The 14,544-nt window shown below is 64.5% G+C and carries 15 protein-coding genes; 10 read left to right on the top strand and 5 right to left on the bottom strand.

Going from position 1 to position 14,544, the window contains the following annotated elements:
* Positions 1 to 127 precede the first annotated feature (127 nt).
* Positions 128 to 1,084, top strand: coding sequence for an L-lactate dehydrogenase (locus RND64_RS17525; RefSeq protein WP_331436178.1), 957 nt, complete (start codon positions 128 to 130; stop codon positions 1,082 to 1,084).
* Between the two features lie 37 nt (positions 1,085 to 1,121).
* Here RND64_RS17525 and RND64_RS17520 read toward each other — a convergent pair whose 3' ends face one another.
* Together RND64_RS17520 and RND64_RS17515 are read right to left on the bottom strand one after the other, a co-directional pair.
* On the bottom strand, positions 1,122 to 1,445 hold the full coding sequence (locus RND64_RS17520; RefSeq protein WP_331436177.1) for a transcriptional regulator: 324 nt from the start codon (positions 1,443 to 1,445) through the stop codon (positions 1,122 to 1,124).
* The gene (locus RND64_RS17515; RefSeq protein ID WP_331436176.1) at positions 1,442 to 1,903 is read right to left on the bottom strand and encodes a hypothetical protein; all 462 of its coding nucleotides are present in this window, start codon (positions 1,901 to 1,903) and stop codon (positions 1,442 to 1,444) included. Before RND64_RS17515 ends, RND64_RS17520 begins: the two co-directional genes overlap by 4 nt.
* Positions 1,904 to 2,056: 153 nt before the next feature.
* Between RND64_RS17515 and RND64_RS17510 the strand changes: the two genes are divergently transcribed.
* Positions 2,057 to 2,893: a DUF2786 domain-containing protein gene (locus RND64_RS17510; protein ID WP_270483917.1), complete on the top strand. Its 837-nt coding sequence runs from the start codon at positions 2,057 to 2,059 to the stop codon at positions 2,891 to 2,893.
* A 10-nt stretch (positions 2,894 to 2,903) separates the two neighbouring features.
* On the opposite strand, the gene RND64_RS17505 is transcribed toward RND64_RS17510, so the two are convergent.
* Positions 2,904 to 3,347 carry a hypothetical protein gene (locus tag RND64_RS17505; protein WP_331436175.1) on the bottom strand — a complete coding sequence of 148 codons (444 nt, stop codon included), beginning with the start codon at positions 3,345 to 3,347 and terminating at the stop codon, positions 2,904 to 2,906.
* Between the two features lie 112 nt (positions 3,348 to 3,459).
* Between RND64_RS17505 and RND64_RS17500 the strand changes: the two genes are divergently transcribed.
* Entirely contained in the window at positions 3,460 to 3,960 is a 501-nt protein-coding gene (locus RND64_RS17500) for a TIGR04338 family metallohydrolase (RefSeq protein ID WP_331436174.1), read from the top strand.
* 36 nt (positions 3,961 to 3,996) lie between these two features.
* On the opposite strand, the gene RND64_RS17495 is transcribed toward RND64_RS17500, so the two are convergent.
* Positions 3,997 to 6,054 (bottom strand): CocE/NonD family hydrolase, encoded by a 2,058-nt coding sequence (locus RND64_RS17495; protein ID WP_331436173.1) that lies wholly within the window; start codon positions 6,052 to 6,054, stop codon positions 3,997 to 3,999.
* 243 nt (positions 6,055 to 6,297) lie between these two features.
* On the bottom strand, positions 6,298 to 7,536 hold the full coding sequence (locus RND64_RS17490; RefSeq protein ID WP_331436172.1) for a glycoside hydrolase family 76 protein: 1,239 nt from the start codon (positions 7,534 to 7,536) through the stop codon (positions 6,298 to 6,300).
* Between the two features lie 292 nt (positions 7,537 to 7,828).
* Here RND64_RS17490 and rplJ point away from each other — a divergent pair, with 292 nt between their 5' ends.
* The 7 genes from rplJ (at position 7,829) to RND64_RS17455 (ending at position 14,542) form a co-directional block, all read left to right on the top strand.
* Positions 7,829 to 8,353, top strand: a complete 525-nt coding sequence (gene rplJ, locus RND64_RS17485; protein WP_049698686.1) for a 50S ribosomal protein L10 — start codon at positions 7,829 to 7,831, stop codon at positions 8,351 to 8,353.
* Between the two features lie 99 nt (positions 8,354 to 8,452).
* The gene (rplL, locus tag RND64_RS17480) at positions 8,453 to 8,842 is read left to right on the top strand and encodes a 50S ribosomal protein L7/L12 (protein ID WP_049698687.1); all 390 of its coding nucleotides are present in this window, start codon (positions 8,453 to 8,455) and stop codon (positions 8,840 to 8,842) included.
* 339 nt (positions 8,843 to 9,181) lie between these two features.
* Complete coding sequence (locus RND64_RS17475; RefSeq protein WP_270483906.1) at positions 9,182 to 10,441, top strand: ABC transporter ATP-binding protein; 1,260 nt, start codon at positions 9,182 to 9,184, stop codon at positions 10,439 to 10,441.
* A gap of 2 nt (positions 10,442 to 10,443) precedes the next feature.
* Positions 10,444 to 11,250: an MlaE family ABC transporter permease gene (locus RND64_RS17470; protein WP_005209182.1), complete on the top strand. Its 807-nt coding sequence runs from the start codon at positions 10,444 to 10,446 to the stop codon at positions 11,248 to 11,250.
* 2 nt (positions 11,251 to 11,252) lie between these two features.
* Complete coding sequence (locus RND64_RS17465; protein ID WP_005209184.1) at positions 11,253 to 12,125, top strand: MlaE family ABC transporter permease; 873 nt, start codon at positions 11,253 to 11,255, stop codon at positions 12,123 to 12,125.
* A 3-nt stretch (positions 12,126 to 12,128) separates the two neighbouring features.
* Positions 12,129 to 13,466, top strand: a complete 1,338-nt coding sequence (locus RND64_RS17460; RefSeq protein ID WP_270483903.1) for an MCE family protein — start codon at positions 12,129 to 12,131, stop codon at positions 13,464 to 13,466.
* Positions 13,463 to 14,542 (top strand): MCE family protein, encoded by a 1,080-nt coding sequence (locus tag RND64_RS17455; RefSeq protein ID WP_270483901.1) that lies wholly within the window; start codon positions 13,463 to 13,465, stop codon positions 14,540 to 14,542. The genes RND64_RS17460 and RND64_RS17455 overlap by 4 nt, the downstream gene beginning before the upstream one ends.
* Positions 14,543 to 14,544 lie beyond the last annotated feature (2 nt).

Below are 14,544 nucleotides of genomic sequence, written 5' to 3'. Positions count from 1 at the left end.
ATCGCGAAACTGCGGTGTGGACGGCGAGTGAAATGATCGGCGATCAGGCTGCGGGCGCGGCGTCGGCCGACGATAATCGGCACCAGGGGCAGGATTTCGGGGCAGCACGAGACACAGGCGGTTGAACGTGAGACAAGCCCGACCGAGCAAGTTGGCCATCATCGGCGCAGGCGCTGTGGGTACCGCGATTGCGTACGCGTCGTTGATTCGCGGTGTCGCGCGCACGATCGCGCTGATGGACATCAACACGTCGAAGGTGACCGCGGAAGTCCTAGACCTTTCGCACGGACTCGAATTCGTGCCGCGCGCCGACATCATCGGCGACGACGACGTGTCGGTCTGTGCCGACGCCGACGTCGTCGTGTTCACCGCGGGCGCGAAGCAGAAGCCCGGGCAGTCGCGGCTCGAATTGGCCGAAGCCACAATCAATCTGACGAAGAACATCCTGCCCGGCGCCATCAAGGTTGCGCCCAACGCGATCTACATCATGGTCACCAACCCTGTCGACATCGTGACCTATGCGGCGCTGAAATACAGTGGGCTGCCCAGCAATCAGCTGTTCGGATCGGGCACGGTGCTCGACTCGTCTCGTCTGCGGTTCCTCATCGCGCAGCACGTCGGCGTCGCGGTGCAGAACGTGCACGGCTACATCGTCGGCGAGCACGGCGACTCCGAGATCCCGCTCTGGAGTTCGGCGTCAGTCGGCGGCGTGCCGTTGCTCGAGTGGAAGCCCCTGCCGGGCGGCCAGGCCATCGACGCACCGGCGCGCGAACGCATCCAGCACGAGGTGGTGCACGCGGCGTACAAGATCATCGAGGGCAAGGGTGCGACCAACTACGCCATCGGGCTCGCGACCACGCGCATCATCGAGGCGGTGCTCAACGACGAGCACCGCGTGATGCCGATTTCGACCGTCACGGGCGGGTACGAGGGGCTCGACGACGTATGTCTGTCACTCCCGACGCTCATCGACCGCAACGGCGCGGGCAGCCGACTCGAGATCAAGATGTCCGACGCCGAGCACGAGGGACTGATGAAGTCCGCCGAGACGCTGCGGGAGATGCAGGACAAGTTCGGGCTGTAGCGCCGCTCGGTGAGTTCGGGGTCGGGCGCGGCGTGGTCTATTCCGTGCTGGCCTGTTGCGCGCTGTCTTGTTGCGTGCCGCCGACGATGGCCTGGAGCGCGGCGACGTGGCCGGTGAACGCCTCGCGTCCGGCGTCAGTCAGGCGGGCCCGGACGCTGCGTCGACGGCCGGTGCTCGGACGTTCGGTGCTCACGTAGCCTGCGGATTCCAGGGTGGCGAGCTGCTTGGACAACGCTGAGTCGGACAGGGCGAGCCGTTCTTTGAGGTAGCCGAAATCGGCCCAATCGGCGGCGGCGAGGGTCGCGACGAGCGTCAGTCGGGTGCTCGGGTGGATCAGCTCGTCGAATTTCGGTGTGCTCACGCGCCCACTCGCCTGCGGATGTCGTCGAAGATCTGCGGTCCGCCGAAGCCGAGTATCACCGCCACGAACACCGCCGCCCCGATGGACGGGTGCCGTGCGCCGTCGGCGTCGAGCACCAGTGCTGCCGCGACTGTCACGGCGACCGCGGTCAGCAGCATGCCGATGACGATCAGCGGGATGCGACGATCGGCGACGCTTCGGGCGGGGCGCACATGCGTACTTGCGCGTCGGCCGTCGAAGAGTCGGGACGCGATCGCCGAGTGCGCGGCGCCGAACGCGATGGTGGCGACGGTCGTGACCCACTGGGGAGCGAATGCGCTGATGACACCGAGAACGATCCATGAGGCTGCCATCGCCCACCAGTAGCTGCGGGGGAGGCCGAGGTCGTCGGCGACCCGGCGACGTGCTCCGTCGACGGACCCGAGCGCCTCGCGCGCCTGGTCGGGAGTGATGTCCATGAGGGTCTCCTCGGTGGGTGGTCTTGGCCGTGGGTGCTGTGAGCCACTTTCCGTATAGGAAAGTAGTGTCTACTTTCCTATTGGGAAAGTCAAGGAATTCGAGAAATCCTGCGCGGAGTGGAACCAAACGGCAGTCGATCTAGTCTGATCTGTATGCGCGACGACAAACTCCTCACCCGGATCGCGGGGTTGCTGCGGCAGGCCGAGAACACCGACAACGAGCATGAGGCCGAGACCTTCATGCAGGCCGCGCAACGATTGGCGACGTCGGCGTCGATCGACCTCGCGGTCGCCCGTGCGCACGATCCAGCGGCACGGCGAAAGACGACGCCGATCACCAGACAGGTCGCGATCGGCGAGACCGGAAAACGTGGATTGCGCACGTACGTGCAGCTTTTCGTCGCGATCGCGCGTGCCAACGACGTGACGGTCGACGTCGCGGGCAACAACACCTTCGTGCTGGCGTACGGATACGAGGCCGACATCGACACATGCGAGGCGCTCTACACGTCGTTGTTGATCCAGATGGTCGCGGCGAGCGACGGTTACCTGCGGTCTGGCGACTACCGGGGCGAGACGTCGGCGCGGGTGGTGCGCAAGGGGACGGGCTGGCGGTCGCGGAGAGTTGTCGAACGTAAACCGCTCGCCCCGATCACCGCGCGGTTGAACTTTCAGTCGGCGTTCGCCGAGCGGATCGGCGTGCGACTGACCGAGGCACGCGACGCCGCACGGGAGGAGGCGGTGGCGCGTGACGACTCTCGCGAACTTCCCGCGGGCTCGACGTCGACCGCACTTGCGTTGCGCGACAAGGAACTCGAGGTGAGCAGCTTCTACAAGACAGAGTCGACGGCGCGCGGCACCTGGCGGCCGACGAGTGCGTCGTCCGGGTACTCGGAGGGCGCGCGTCAGGCGGGCGACCGCGCGGGGCGTCGAGCGAAGATCGGTGCCGATCGCGAGTTCGGCGCTGCCCGTGGGGCACTCGAGGGTTAGGGTGCGCGCCTCAGCGCATCTCGCCCTGCAGGGCGTCCTTGTAGCGCGCGTTCTGGGCGGCGTCGGTGCCTTCGGGAAAGGTCATGACGAGGTCGACGACCTGAAAGTCTCCCGGATGTGCGCCCGCGTAGAGCTGCGCGCGGCCGGTGCTCGGAAACTGCATGAGGATCACCTGGTCGGACTCGACGGCACTGCTGCATCCGGCCGCCGGACACCGCGCGGCGGTCGCGTCGTGACGGCCGGTGACGGGCAGTCCGGTGGCGGCGATGCGGTCGAGCACCTGGTTGAGCTGGGCGGGGTCGACCGGGTTGTCGACGTACGACGTCGAGGCCGCCGACACCGTGGAGACCTCACCCGACGACGAACTGCAGCCGGTCAGTGCACCCCCGACGATCGCGGCGCCGACGATCGCGATCGCGGCAGACTTCCCGATGGTGTGCGAGCGCGGCGTCATCGCGTGGACTCCCTGCGTGTCGAGGTGCGAAGTGCTGACCTCGTCGAGCCTAGTCACGGCGGGGTCGGCCCCGGAATGTGCGGTCGCCGGGCGCGAAGGGTCGGGGAGCGTCGTGCCGCCGCGTGACACCCGACGTGAACGGTTCTACGAGGCCGAGCGCATGGTGTTCCGGCTGTTCGAGCGTGCCGGCGGTACGCACACGGTGCAGCTCGCGGGCACGGAACTCACACTGCCCGTCGAGGCGCAGTTCGGCTCGGTCGATTCCATACGCGACTACGTCGGTCGCGTGCTGTCGATGCCGTCGGTGGCGCAGCGTTTCGACGCCGCGTCGACGCCGGTGACGGTGCGGGCGCGCCGCGGACACCGCTCGGCGCACTACGCGCGGCACCTGGACTCGGATCTGCGTGAGATCGCCATCCCCGACTCCGCGGAGGGGCGCTGGGCGCTGCGTGAACTGGTCGTGCTCCACGAGATCGCGCATCACCTCGACGATTCGGACGGCCCGGCCCATGGTCGGCAGTTCGCAACGACGCTGACCGAACTGGTCGGGCTGGTTCTCGGACCGGAGGCCGAGTTCGTCTACCGCGTGGTGTTCGCGGATTCGGGTCTGTGAGGGGTTCGATGAACGCGCCTCTTCGACGAACGAGCCTCAGAGCCCTTCGCCTGCAAGGAAAGTCAGGTGACTCGGATGCTCGGGGTCGAGGATCAGGCGTTGCCTGCGGCCGCGCGCCTTGACCAGGTCCGGCACGACGGTCAGGTAACGCGGGAAACTTGCCGCGTACACGTCGACTCGTAGCCGATGGCCGGGTTCGAGGACGGCGTCGGTCGGGACGAGATCGACGTCGATGCGCACCGGGGCGTCGGGCGGCACGGGCAGTTTGCGCTTGCGCGACAAGAAGTGGTGCGCGCCAACGAGACTGCCGTCCGAGGCGTAGGTCGACTTGCTGGGATCGAGCGCCCGATTCGACGCCGACAGGGCGCCGTTGGTCAGTACCTTCGACGTTCCGTCCGGCGCGACGTCGTTGACGGTGACGGCCCAGATGGCCTCGTGTGCCGTGGTGGCGACGTTGAGCCGCAGATTCATCGAACCGCTGATCGGTGTCTGCTGGGTGACGGGAGCGCTGGTGAACGAGAGTGCACCGCGCTCCTGGAATCGGGCGTCGGCGTTGAAGGGCCGGCCGAGGGCCATCGTCGCGCCCGCTGTCACCTGCGTCATGTCGCGTGAGACGAGGCCGCGAACATCCGGGCGGACATGTAGCGAGGCGTAGTCGGGGCACGGGGTGGACTGCAGGCTGCCGTCGTGCACGCAATGTGTTGCGCTGGAAGAACACTCGCTGGAGAGATAGAGTCGACGCGGCGAAACGCCCTGGCGCGGGAACGACTGACCAGCAGTCCACGTGCCGCCCTGCTGGCGCAGTGTCACCGGTCCGTAGTGTTCGACGCCGTTCGCGTGCCCCTTGAGCCAGCGGTCGAACCACGCGCGTTCGAGGACGTCGAGACGAGGTGGCGCGAACTTGCCGCCGTAGCCGGACCCGACGTCGAAGTGATAACCGTCTCCGACGATCAATTGCTTGCGGCCCGGTTCGAGGTTGAGGCGCTCGTAAATGCCTGTGGCACTGCGTCCGAAGAGGTCGTGCCATGCACCGACGGTGAGCGTCGGCGCCTCGATCCGGTCGATCTGCGGATCGCGGGCGTCGAAGTACGGGTCGTCGAAGATGCGGTCGTCGCGGGCGGTGAGGAATCCCCAGAGGAGCGAAGGGATTTCAGTGGCCGGTGACGCGACGCGGTCACGAAGCCATCGGAAGTGGTTGCCGCGCAGAACATCTCGCATGAGCGTCGACGGATTCGGTACCCACTTCAGGATGTTCACCACAGACAGCCATGCCGGGATGAAGGCTGAGGGCATGCCGCCGGTGATGTAGATGTCGCGCACGATGTCGTCGCAGCCCTCGACCGCGAACACCGCGCCGAGCTGGGGTGGCCGCTTGTCGGCGGCCTGCAGCGAGTTGATGGCGGAGTACGACCATCCCGCGAGTCCGATCTTGCCGTTGCACCACTCCTGCTCGGAGACCCAGTCGATGATCTCGACGGAATCCTGCTGTTCACGCGGGCCGAGGATCTCCCATTTGCCGTGGCTGGCGCCGGTGCCGCGAACGTCGACGATGATCTGGGCGTACCCGCTGCGCACCAGGTTTCGATTGATCCCGAAGACGTCGATCACGCCGCCTGCGAGCATCTGGGTCAGAGTGGTCAGCCCCTCGAGTGCCGTGCCTGTCGCGTCGACCGATCGCGCAGCCGCGCGCACGGCACCTCCGAGGACGGGTGCGTGCATCGTGGTGTCGATGAAGTCGATCGCGGCGCGGTTGTAGGGGTTGATGTTGATGATCGCCGGATAGGGCGTCGTGACCACCTCGCCGAAACGTGTGGCGGGCCGAACGATCGTCGCCCGCAACTCGACGCCGTCGCTCATCGTCAGAGTGACATCGCGGTCGATCGAGACGCGGGGGTAGACCTGCGGGCCGTCAACCTGCTCGCGCCAGCGCATCGCACTGGCGCCTCCGGTGGGGTCGCCGAGGGGGAGTGTGCCGAAGACGGGTGTGTCGGTGCTGGATCGGCGCAGTGATGAAGGGTCAACTGGAAATGGCTCGATGCGCGCGCGCTCTGTCGCCGCGTGCTCGTCCGCTGTCGGTCTCAACTGAAACGCCATGGTGCATCAGCCTGCCTTTGAGGTCACTGCACCTGCGTCAGCCGGTCGTTGTCCGGTGGGCGTGCCGCCGCGGATGCCGTCACTTCATCGTGTCGGTAGGAGTGACACGAACCGCGTTGTGGCACAGCCACAACCCCACCCAAATGTGGTCCACATCACTCCGGACCTCGACAATAGTGCATGTCGTGTCTCAGAACGCTAACTAGGGGGCGTCAATTTGGCGCTCAGTGCCATAATCGCAGGTCAGGGGCGAACATTTTGTTCGGATAGGCCGAGATCTATTGCGGCAGCGGCCTCGAGCACCATCCAACCGGACAGTTGAACCGACAGATCGCGTTCGGGAACCGACGACGAATTGACCGCTCCCGCGATGAATGCGGCGTCGGTACCGCCCCTGGTCGGCCGAATCGCCTGCTGGTGCCAGTCGGCGCTGAAGACCACGGTGTCGTCGACTTCTGCACGCGTGGACCACGCGGCGTCGGCGCTGCTGAGTACGAGTGCGGCGCTGCGTCGACGCAACTCATCCGCCCCGGGAAGATCGGCAGGGAGATCGGTGGCGACCAGAGCCAGATAGCGCGCGAGTACGCCCATGAACAATCCGCCGTCGCCTCCGCCAGCGCCGCGGATCACGCCGTCGGGGCACTCGCGTGCCTCGACCGCGGTCAGGAGTCGATCGATCCGGTCGAGGTGAACGGTCTCACGGGTGCGTCGTGCCGCCTCGACCTCGGACCCGAGTACGACGCCCTGACAGTAGGTGTAGATGGCGGTGACGCGCTCGAATCCGTCGCCCTGCGGCCTGATGCCGTCGATCACGAGGTGGGAGTCGGGGTCGACGAGGGCGGTGTCCATCCAGTCGCACATCGCCAGCGCACGGTCGAGGTGGCCTGTGCGCGCGAGCAGGATGGTCGCCGGACCATTCGCGGGCGCATTGAAGAAGGTGTCGACGGTGCGCCACGGGATTCCGCCGCCGCGCTCGGGCTCCCAGGCGTCGTACATGCGTTTACTCAGGGTGCGTAGCGCTTTGGGATGGTGGAGTTCGAGGTGGCGGTCGGCACGTTCGATCGCCAGACCAAGCCAGGCCATGTCGTCGTAGTAGTTGTTGGTCCAGCGGCCGAGGTTGCGCAGCCGGATTCCGCGGAGCAGTCGATTGGCGACGTCGGCGAGGTGCGGGTCGTAGGACATGTCGTCGGTGGGGCGATGGATCGCGGCGTCGACGATGAGGTCGAGAAGGTGTGCGTGCCACCAGTAGTGCCAGAATCCGAAGCGACTGCGGACGACGTCGAGCGGTAGTCTCCCGAGCGGCCAGGCGATCGTCGCGAGGCGGGTGCCGGGGACCCACCATGCGTGCCTCAGATGTCGGCCGAGAATGGCGTCGGCCGCGATCGCCGCTCGTGCGTTGGGTTCGGTGACAACAGATGCGTTGGGCTCTGGGACATTGGGTTCTGGTACACCGTCTGCGGACGATTTGGATGCATTCCCCATGGTCGGGTAGCCTATTACTTCGGTGTGACGTGCACATGTACGTCGTATCGGTTCAACCAGAGACCGTCGGTCATCGGGAGCGATTCCGATCGAAGGACGACTGCAGCGTCGAAAGACGTGAGGTCGGCGGCCCACGCAGGGAGAACGAGGAATAGTGGTGAGCGCCTGGCGCTCTGCCGAGAAACTACGCCCCGTGCCATCTGCGTGCCGGGGCGTTTATTTGTTTCGCCCCTCCTTGCGGGTATCTGGTCCGAACTCTGACCAACTCGAGTGATGAGGAAGGAGGCGAAGTATGGCCAAGTCCGAAAAGATCGCAGCAGTCGCTGAGATCGCCGAGCAGTTCAAGGGCTCAACGGCGACGGTCGTCACGGAATACCGTGGATTGTCCGTCACCCAGATCACCGATCTGCGACGTTCCCTCGGCGAGGGCGCAACCTACTCCGTCGCCAAGAACACCCTGGTGAAGCGCGCCGCTGCTGAGGCGGGCGTTGAGGGACTCGACGAGCTGTTCTCCGGTCCGACCGCGATTGCCTTCATCGAAGGTGAGCCGGTGGTGGCCGCGAAGGCGATCAAGAACTTCGCCAAGGACAACAAGGCTCTGGTCATCAAGGGCGGGTACATGGACGGCAAGCCGCTGTCCGTTGCCGAGATCGAAACGATCGCCGACCTTGAGACCCGTGAGGTCTTGCTGGCCAAGCTCGCCGGTGCCATGAAGGGCAACTTGGCAAAGGCCGCCGGACTGTTCAATCAGCCGGCGTCGCAGGTGGCACGACTCGCTGCCGCCCTGCAGGAGAAGAAGGAATCCGCAGGCGAATAAGTACCTCGGTACTCATCCGCCAGCACACAAGCATTCCCCCGCGCGGGGATTGAACAAGACAAGATGCCCCGCGTGGGGACTTACAGGAAGGACGCCACCATGGCGAAGCTCACCGCTGACGAGCTCATCGATCAGTTCAAGGAACTGACCCTGCTGGAGCTCAGCGATTTCGTGAAGAAGTTCGAAGAGGTCTTCGAGGTCACCGCGGCCGCTCCGGTCGCCGTTGCCGCTGCAGGTGCCCCGGCCGCTGCCGGCGCCGAGGCTGCTGCCGAGCAGGACGAGTTCGACGTCATCCTCGAGGGTGCCGGCGACAAGAAGATCCAGGTCATCAAGGTCGTGCGTGAGGTCGTTTCCGGCCTCGGCCTGAAGGAGGCGAAGGACCTCGTCGAGGGTGCTCCCAAGCCGATCCTGGAGAAGGTCGACAAGGAGGCCGCCGAGGCCGCCAAGACCAAGCTCGAAGAGGCCGGCGCCAAGGTGTCCGTCAAGTAAGACGGGCTCTCAGGGCTCCCAGCCACGCTCTTCATACGAGCCCGGGACAGCATTGCTGTCCCGGGCTCGTTGCTGTCTCTGTCTGGCCCACAGTTGCCGTGCAATGTGACCGGCGACCTACTTTTGTTATGTCGGTGGCATGGGATACTCTCTTGGGCAGTCAGGTTACCGGCCAGTAATTGGCCAAACCTGAGAACCGCCGAGAGGCGGTGTGGCTACGGGGGAACTGTCCGCTAGAGTGACCCCAACCACAGTTGAGTCCACCTGCGTTGTGCCGCCTGCGTCCGATGTGTTGCCTTGGCTGCCGCGCTTCGGGACCCGAGTTTCTTGGAGGATGTAGTGGGTGTTGAGGTCAGCGTCGAGGGGCTCACCAAGTCTTTTGGTTCTCAGAACATCTGGCGTGATGTGACGTTGACCTTGCCGTCGGGTGAGGTGTCTGCCCTGTTGGGGCCGTCGGGTACCGGTAAGTCGGTGTTTTTGAAGACGCTGATTGGTCTGTTGCATCCCGAGCAGGGTTCGGTGGTGATCGATGGCACGGATATCACGCAGTGTTCGGCCAAGGAGCTCTATGAGATCCGCAAGTTGTTCGGGGTGTTGTTCCAGGACGGCGCGCTGTTCGGGTCGATGAGTTTGTACGACAACATCGCGTTCCCACTTCGTGAGCACACGAAGAAGAAGGAAGACGATGTCCGCAAGATCGTGATGGAGAAGATCGATCTGGTCGGTCTGGCGGGCGCCGAAGACAAGCTTCCGGGTGAGATTTCCGGTGGTATGCGCAAGCGCGCCGGGTTGGCGCGGGCGTTGGTGCTCGACCCGCAGATCATTTTGTGTGATGAGCCGGACTCGGGTCTGGACCCGGTGCGTACCGCCTATATCTCCCAGTTGCTGATCGACATCAATGCGCAGATCGACGCGACGATCCTGATCGTCACGCACAACATCAACATCGCCCGCACGATTCCGGACAACATCGGCATGTTGTTCCGTAAGGAGCTGGTGATGTTCGGGCCGCGTGAGCAGTTGTTGACCTCGGAGCAGCCGGTGGTCAAGCAGTTCCTCTCCGGTGATCGGTTTGGTCCGATCGGCATGTCGGAGGAGAAGGACGAGGCGGTGCAGAAGCAGGAAGAGGCTATGCAGGCCGCCGGCATCGGTGGTGGTGGTACGAAGGATGATTTCTCGGAGATCATTCCGCAGGTGCAGCCGAATCCGGGTATGCCCGAGCGGAAGGCCGTGGCCCGTCACCGCGAACGGGTGTTGGAGTTGTTGCCGTCGTTGCCGGAGAACGCGCAACGCGCGATCCGTGAGTCGATGGAGCAGGAAGACCAGATCCGCGAGGAATCCCGCGCCCACGCCGCCAACACGCAGGGCGTCGAATGGTCCGACACCGACGGCGGGGCGCAGGTCGGTAGCGAAAACGTCATGGTCGACACCTCCACCGATGTCATCGATCACGGTGACCGCAATCAGGGTGGGTACGGAAACGATTACGCCGGAGACGATGCGCAGACCCAACAGTGGGCTGTGCCTGAGGAAGCGAAGACTCAGCAACTCGAGTCGGAACGTCCCGAGGGTGGGCGTCACTACGGCGGGGGCTCTTAGGTATGACGAATGCCACCACGCGTGGCGTCGACAGAATCGCGCGGGCCGGTGAAGGTGCACTCGCCCAGACAGGCAATATCGTCCAGCTTTTCGTCGATGTAGCACGCCAGACTTTCGTGCGCCCATTCCAGTGGCGCGAGTTCATTCAGCAGGCATGGTTCATCGCCAGCGTGACGATCCTGCCGACTGCGCTCATCGCGATTCCGTTCGGCGCCATCGTGTCTCTGCAGACCGGTTCGCTGATCAAGCAGCTCGGAGCTGAGTCGTATACCGGCGCCGCGTCGGTGCTGGTCGTCATCCAGCAGGGCTCGCCGTTGGTCACCTCGCTGTTGATCGCGGGTGCCGCGGGCTCGGCCGTCGCCGCCGACCTCGGATCGCGGACGATTCGCGAAGAGATCGACGCGATGGAGGTGCTGGGAATCAACCCCATCCAGCGACTCGTCGTACCTCGTGTGCTTGCGATGGTGTTGGTCGCGATCCTGCTCAACGGTCTGGTCGCCGTCGTCGGTATCGGTGGTGGCTACTTCTTCAACGTGGTCGTCCAGGGCGGAACGCCGGGTGCGTATCTCGCGTCATTCGGTGCGCTGGCCCAGCTTCCCGACCTCTGGATCTCACTCCTCAAAGCAGCCATCTTCGGTGTGATCGCGGGCGTCGTGGCGTCGTACAAGGGACTCACCCCGAAGGGCGGACCCAAGGGCGTCGGTGACGCGGTGAACCAGAGCGTCGTCATCACCTTCCTGCTGCTGTTCCTGGCCAACCTGATCATCACTGCGGTCTACCTGCAGATCGTCCCGCCGAAGGGGAGCTGACCATGGCCGGTGGAGTGACTATCGCCAAGAGCCGCCCCGAGTACTACATGTACGAGGCGCGCAAGCAGCTCGGCAAACCGCTGAAGCTGCTCGACGGTGCGGGCGAGCAGATGTCCTTCTACGGACGCACGCTCGCGTGGATTCCGCGCACCCTGGTGCACTACACGCGCGAGGTCTTGCGCATTCTCGCCGAAGTGGCTTTCGGTTCCGGCGGTCTCGCCGTGATCGGCGGCACCGTCGGCGTGATGGTGTTGATGTCGGGGTTCACCGGCGTCGTGGTCGGTCTGCAGGGCTACGCCGCGCTCGACCAGATCGGCTCGCAGGTGCTCACGGGCTTCTTGTCGGCGTACGTCAACACCCGAGAGGTCGCGCCCCTGGTCGCAGGTCTCGCGTTGTCGGCGACCGTTGGTTGCGGCTTCACGGCCCAACTCGGAGCCATGCGGATCTCCGAAGAGATCGACGCGCTCGAGTCCATGGCCGTCCCGTCGATCCCGTTCCTGGTGTCTACGCGTGTCATCGCAGGCTTCATCGCGGTCATCCCGCTGTACGTGCTCGGACTGTTATCGGCGTACTTCGCCTCGAGAGTGGTGACGACTGTCTTCAACGGACAGTCCGGCGGCTCGTACGACCACTACTTCAACCTGTTTCTACCGCCAGAAGACGTGTTGTGGTCTTTCGGCAAGGTGCTGGTCTTCGCGTTCGTGATCATTCTCGTGCACTGCTATTACGGCTACTACGCGAGTGGTGGCCCCGCGGGTGTCGGTGTGGCCGTCGGACACGCGGTGCGAGCGGCGTTGGTCCTCATCGCCGTGCTCGACTTCTTTCTCGGCCTCGCCATCTGGGGGACGACGACGACTGTGAGAGTGGGGGGCTAGGCGATGACAGTGATTCGTCGCCGGTTGCTCGGACTGGTGTTCTTCATCGTGGTCGCGCTGTTCTTCACGCTCACGATCATGAAATTCAACAAGGATTTCACGACGTTCACCGACGTCACGCTGAAGACCGACTCGGTGGGTAACGCACTACCCGCGAATGCTGATGTGAAGGCACGCGGCGTTCTCGTCGGGGAGGTGCGCGACGTCGAACCCGCAGGCAATGGCACGGTCAACGTGACGCTCGGCCTCAAGCCCGAGATGGCCGCGCAACTGCCGGCCGACACCACCGCCCGTATCTTGCCCAAGACGTTGTTCGGTGAGCGCTACGTCGCACTTCAGGTTCCCGAGCAGGCGGCGGGTCAGACGCTGGACAACGGCGCGACGATCCAAACCGACACCAGCGGCAATGCGAAAGAGGTCCAGGATCTCCTCGACCGTCTGCTGCCCGTCCTCGACGCGATCCCGCCGCAGGACCTCAACGTGACCCTGACCGCGTTGTCGCAGGCTCTGTCGGGTCGTGGTGAGCAGATCGGTACGACGCTCGAAGAGCTCAACACGATCTTCGGCCGACTGTCGACGCCGAAGAACCTCGACTCACTCGAGGGCACGTTGCAGGGACTCGCGTCGTTCTCGAAGACCTATTCGACGGCATTGCCGGACGTCATCGACGCACTCGACAACTTCCGCACGACCAACAAGACGATCGTCGACCGTCAGGGAGATCTGCGGACTCTGATCGCAACTCTCGGAACCGCGTCGACCGACACGACCAATTGGTTGCAGCAGAACGGCAACAACCTCGTCGATCTCGTCACCAACTCGGAGCCGTTCCTGACCGGACTCGCCAAGCAGTCGCCGACGTTCGTCTGCGCCTTCCACAACTTCGCGACGCTGATCCCCGAATCGGAGAAGATCGTCGGAAAGGGCACCAAGAATCCCGGTGTGCGTGTGAACCTGCAGTTCGTCAACCCGCGTGGTCGGTACCTACCCAACCAGGACGAGCCGCGATTCTTCGAAACCGACGCTCCGGCTGTCTGCTACGACCCGCCGACCAACGGCCGTCCGTTCCCGCAGTACCCGGGCGGTAGCCTCGCCGACGGCTCGTACCAGCCGCCGTCACGCAACCCCGGCCCGACGGCCGTCCAGAAGCTGCCGCAGCCGCAGTTCACCAAGACCCCCGTCGGGACCATCCGCGAGAACTCGTTCGACGATCCGACCTACCGGGCGCAGCTGAAGGTGATCTACGGCGCGGCCAGCGGGACTGAGCCCGACGACGTGCCCACCTGGACCACCATGATCGGTGCTGCGCCACTGCAGGGAGCGCAGGTGCACATCAAATGAAGTCCATTGTGGGGCCGTTGACCAAGCTGATCGTCTTCGCGGTGGTCACCGTGGTCGCGACTGCGTTGCTCGCGCTGACCATCGCCAACATCGGTGGTGGGGCCGACAACGACTACAAGGCCGTGTTCTCCGACGCGTCGATGCTCAACAAGGGCGACGACGTGCGCATCGCCGGTGTGCGTGTGGGCCAGGTCAGCAACGTGGAGGTCTACGACAAGAACCGGGCGCAGGTCTCGTTCAACGTCGACCGTCAGTTGCCCGAGGGCGCGCAGATCTACATCAAGTACCGCAACCTCACGGGTCTGCGATACCTCTCGGTCGAGAAGGGTGCGGGCGATGCGTCGCAGACGGTGAACCCGGGCCACACCTTCGGCGCGAACCCGAACGACAACAACACGCATCCCGCGGTCAACCTGACGCAGTTGTTCAACGGCTTCAAGCCGCTGTTCCGGCAGCTTCAGCCCGAAGACGTGAACAAGCTCTCCGACGAGATCATCAAGGTCTTCCAGGGTGAGTCGAGCAACGTGTCGAGTCTGATCAGCGATACCGCCGACCTGACCAACTCGATTGCCGACAAGGACGCCGTGATCGGCGATCTGATCACCAACCTGACCAAGGTTCTCGACACGGTGAACCGCAATGACGAGCAGTTCACCGCGCTCCTCGACAATACTGAGCAGTTGGTGACGGGCCTTGCCGCACAACGCGGTTCGGTCGGTTCGGCGATCACGTCGGTCTCCAACCTGACTGCGGTCACGGCGTCGATCCTCACATCGACGCGGCCGTCCATCCAGGGCGACATCGCAGGCCTCAAGCAGGTGGCCGACCAGGTCAACAAGCGTCGCGACGACGTCGCGCAGATCCTGACCAACCTTCCGATCAAGCTCCAGAAGATCGGGCGCGCAGCGACATTCGGCTCGTGGTTCCAGTTCTATCTGTGCGGAATCGACGTCGTCGCAGGAAACGGCAAGTCGACGCTGCTGACGCAGCCGCTCGTTCCGCTTCCGTACATCAACCATGTCCTGTACACCAGCGCGGCTAGCCGTTGCTGGAAAGACAACCAGCCAGGGGGGTGAGC

This window comes from Gordonia sp. w5E2 (assembly GCF_036540975.1).
In the GTDB taxonomy this organism is placed as follows: domain Bacteria; phylum Actinomycetota; class Actinomycetes; order Mycobacteriales; family Mycobacteriaceae; genus Gordonia; species Gordonia jacobaea.
Note: the sequence above shows the minus strand (reverse complement) of the source record. Positions and strands in the feature narration are given on the sequence as shown.

Excerpts from the sequence above, each read along its gene's own strand:
- RND64_RS17505 (WP_331436175.1), bottom strand. The coding sequence starts at position 3,347 with ATGACGCCGCGCTCGCACACCATCGGGAAGTCTGCCGCGATCGCGATC.
- RND64_RS17495 (WP_331436173.1), bottom strand. The coding sequence starts at position 6,054 with ATGGCGTTTCAGTTGAGACCGACAGCGGACGAGCACGCGGCGACAGAG.
- RND64_RS17470 (WP_005209182.1), top strand. The coding sequence starts at position 10,444 with ATGACGAATGCCACCACGCGTGGCGTCGACAGAATCGCGCGGGCCGGT.
- RND64_RS17460 (WP_270483903.1), top strand. The coding sequence starts at position 12,129 with ATGACAGTGATTCGTCGCCGGTTGCTCGGACTGGTGTTCTTCATCGTG.
- RND64_RS17515 (WP_331436176.1), bottom strand. The coding sequence starts at position 1,903 with ATGGACATCACTCCCGACCAGGCGCGCGAGGCGCTCGGGTCCGTCGAC.
- rplL (WP_049698687.1), top strand. The coding sequence starts at position 8,453 with ATGGCGAAGCTCACCGCTGACGAGCTCATCGATCAGTTCAAGGAACTG.
- RND64_RS17510 (WP_270483917.1), top strand. The coding sequence starts at position 2,057 with ATGCGCGACGACAAACTCCTCACCCGGATCGCGGGGTTGCTGCGGCAG.
- RND64_RS17455 (WP_270483901.1), top strand. The coding sequence starts at position 13,463 with ATGAAGTCCATTGTGGGGCCGTTGACCAAGCTGATCGTCTTCGCGGTG.
- rplJ (WP_049698686.1), top strand. The coding sequence starts at position 7,829 with ATGGCCAAGTCCGAAAAGATCGCAGCAGTCGCTGAGATCGCCGAGCAG.
- RND64_RS17465 (WP_005209184.1), top strand. The coding sequence starts at position 11,253 with ATGGCCGGTGGAGTGACTATCGCCAAGAGCCGCCCCGAGTACTACATG.
- RND64_RS17490 (WP_331436172.1), bottom strand. The coding sequence starts at position 7,536 with ATGGGGAATGCATCCAAATCGTCCGCAGACGGTGTACCAGAACCCAAT.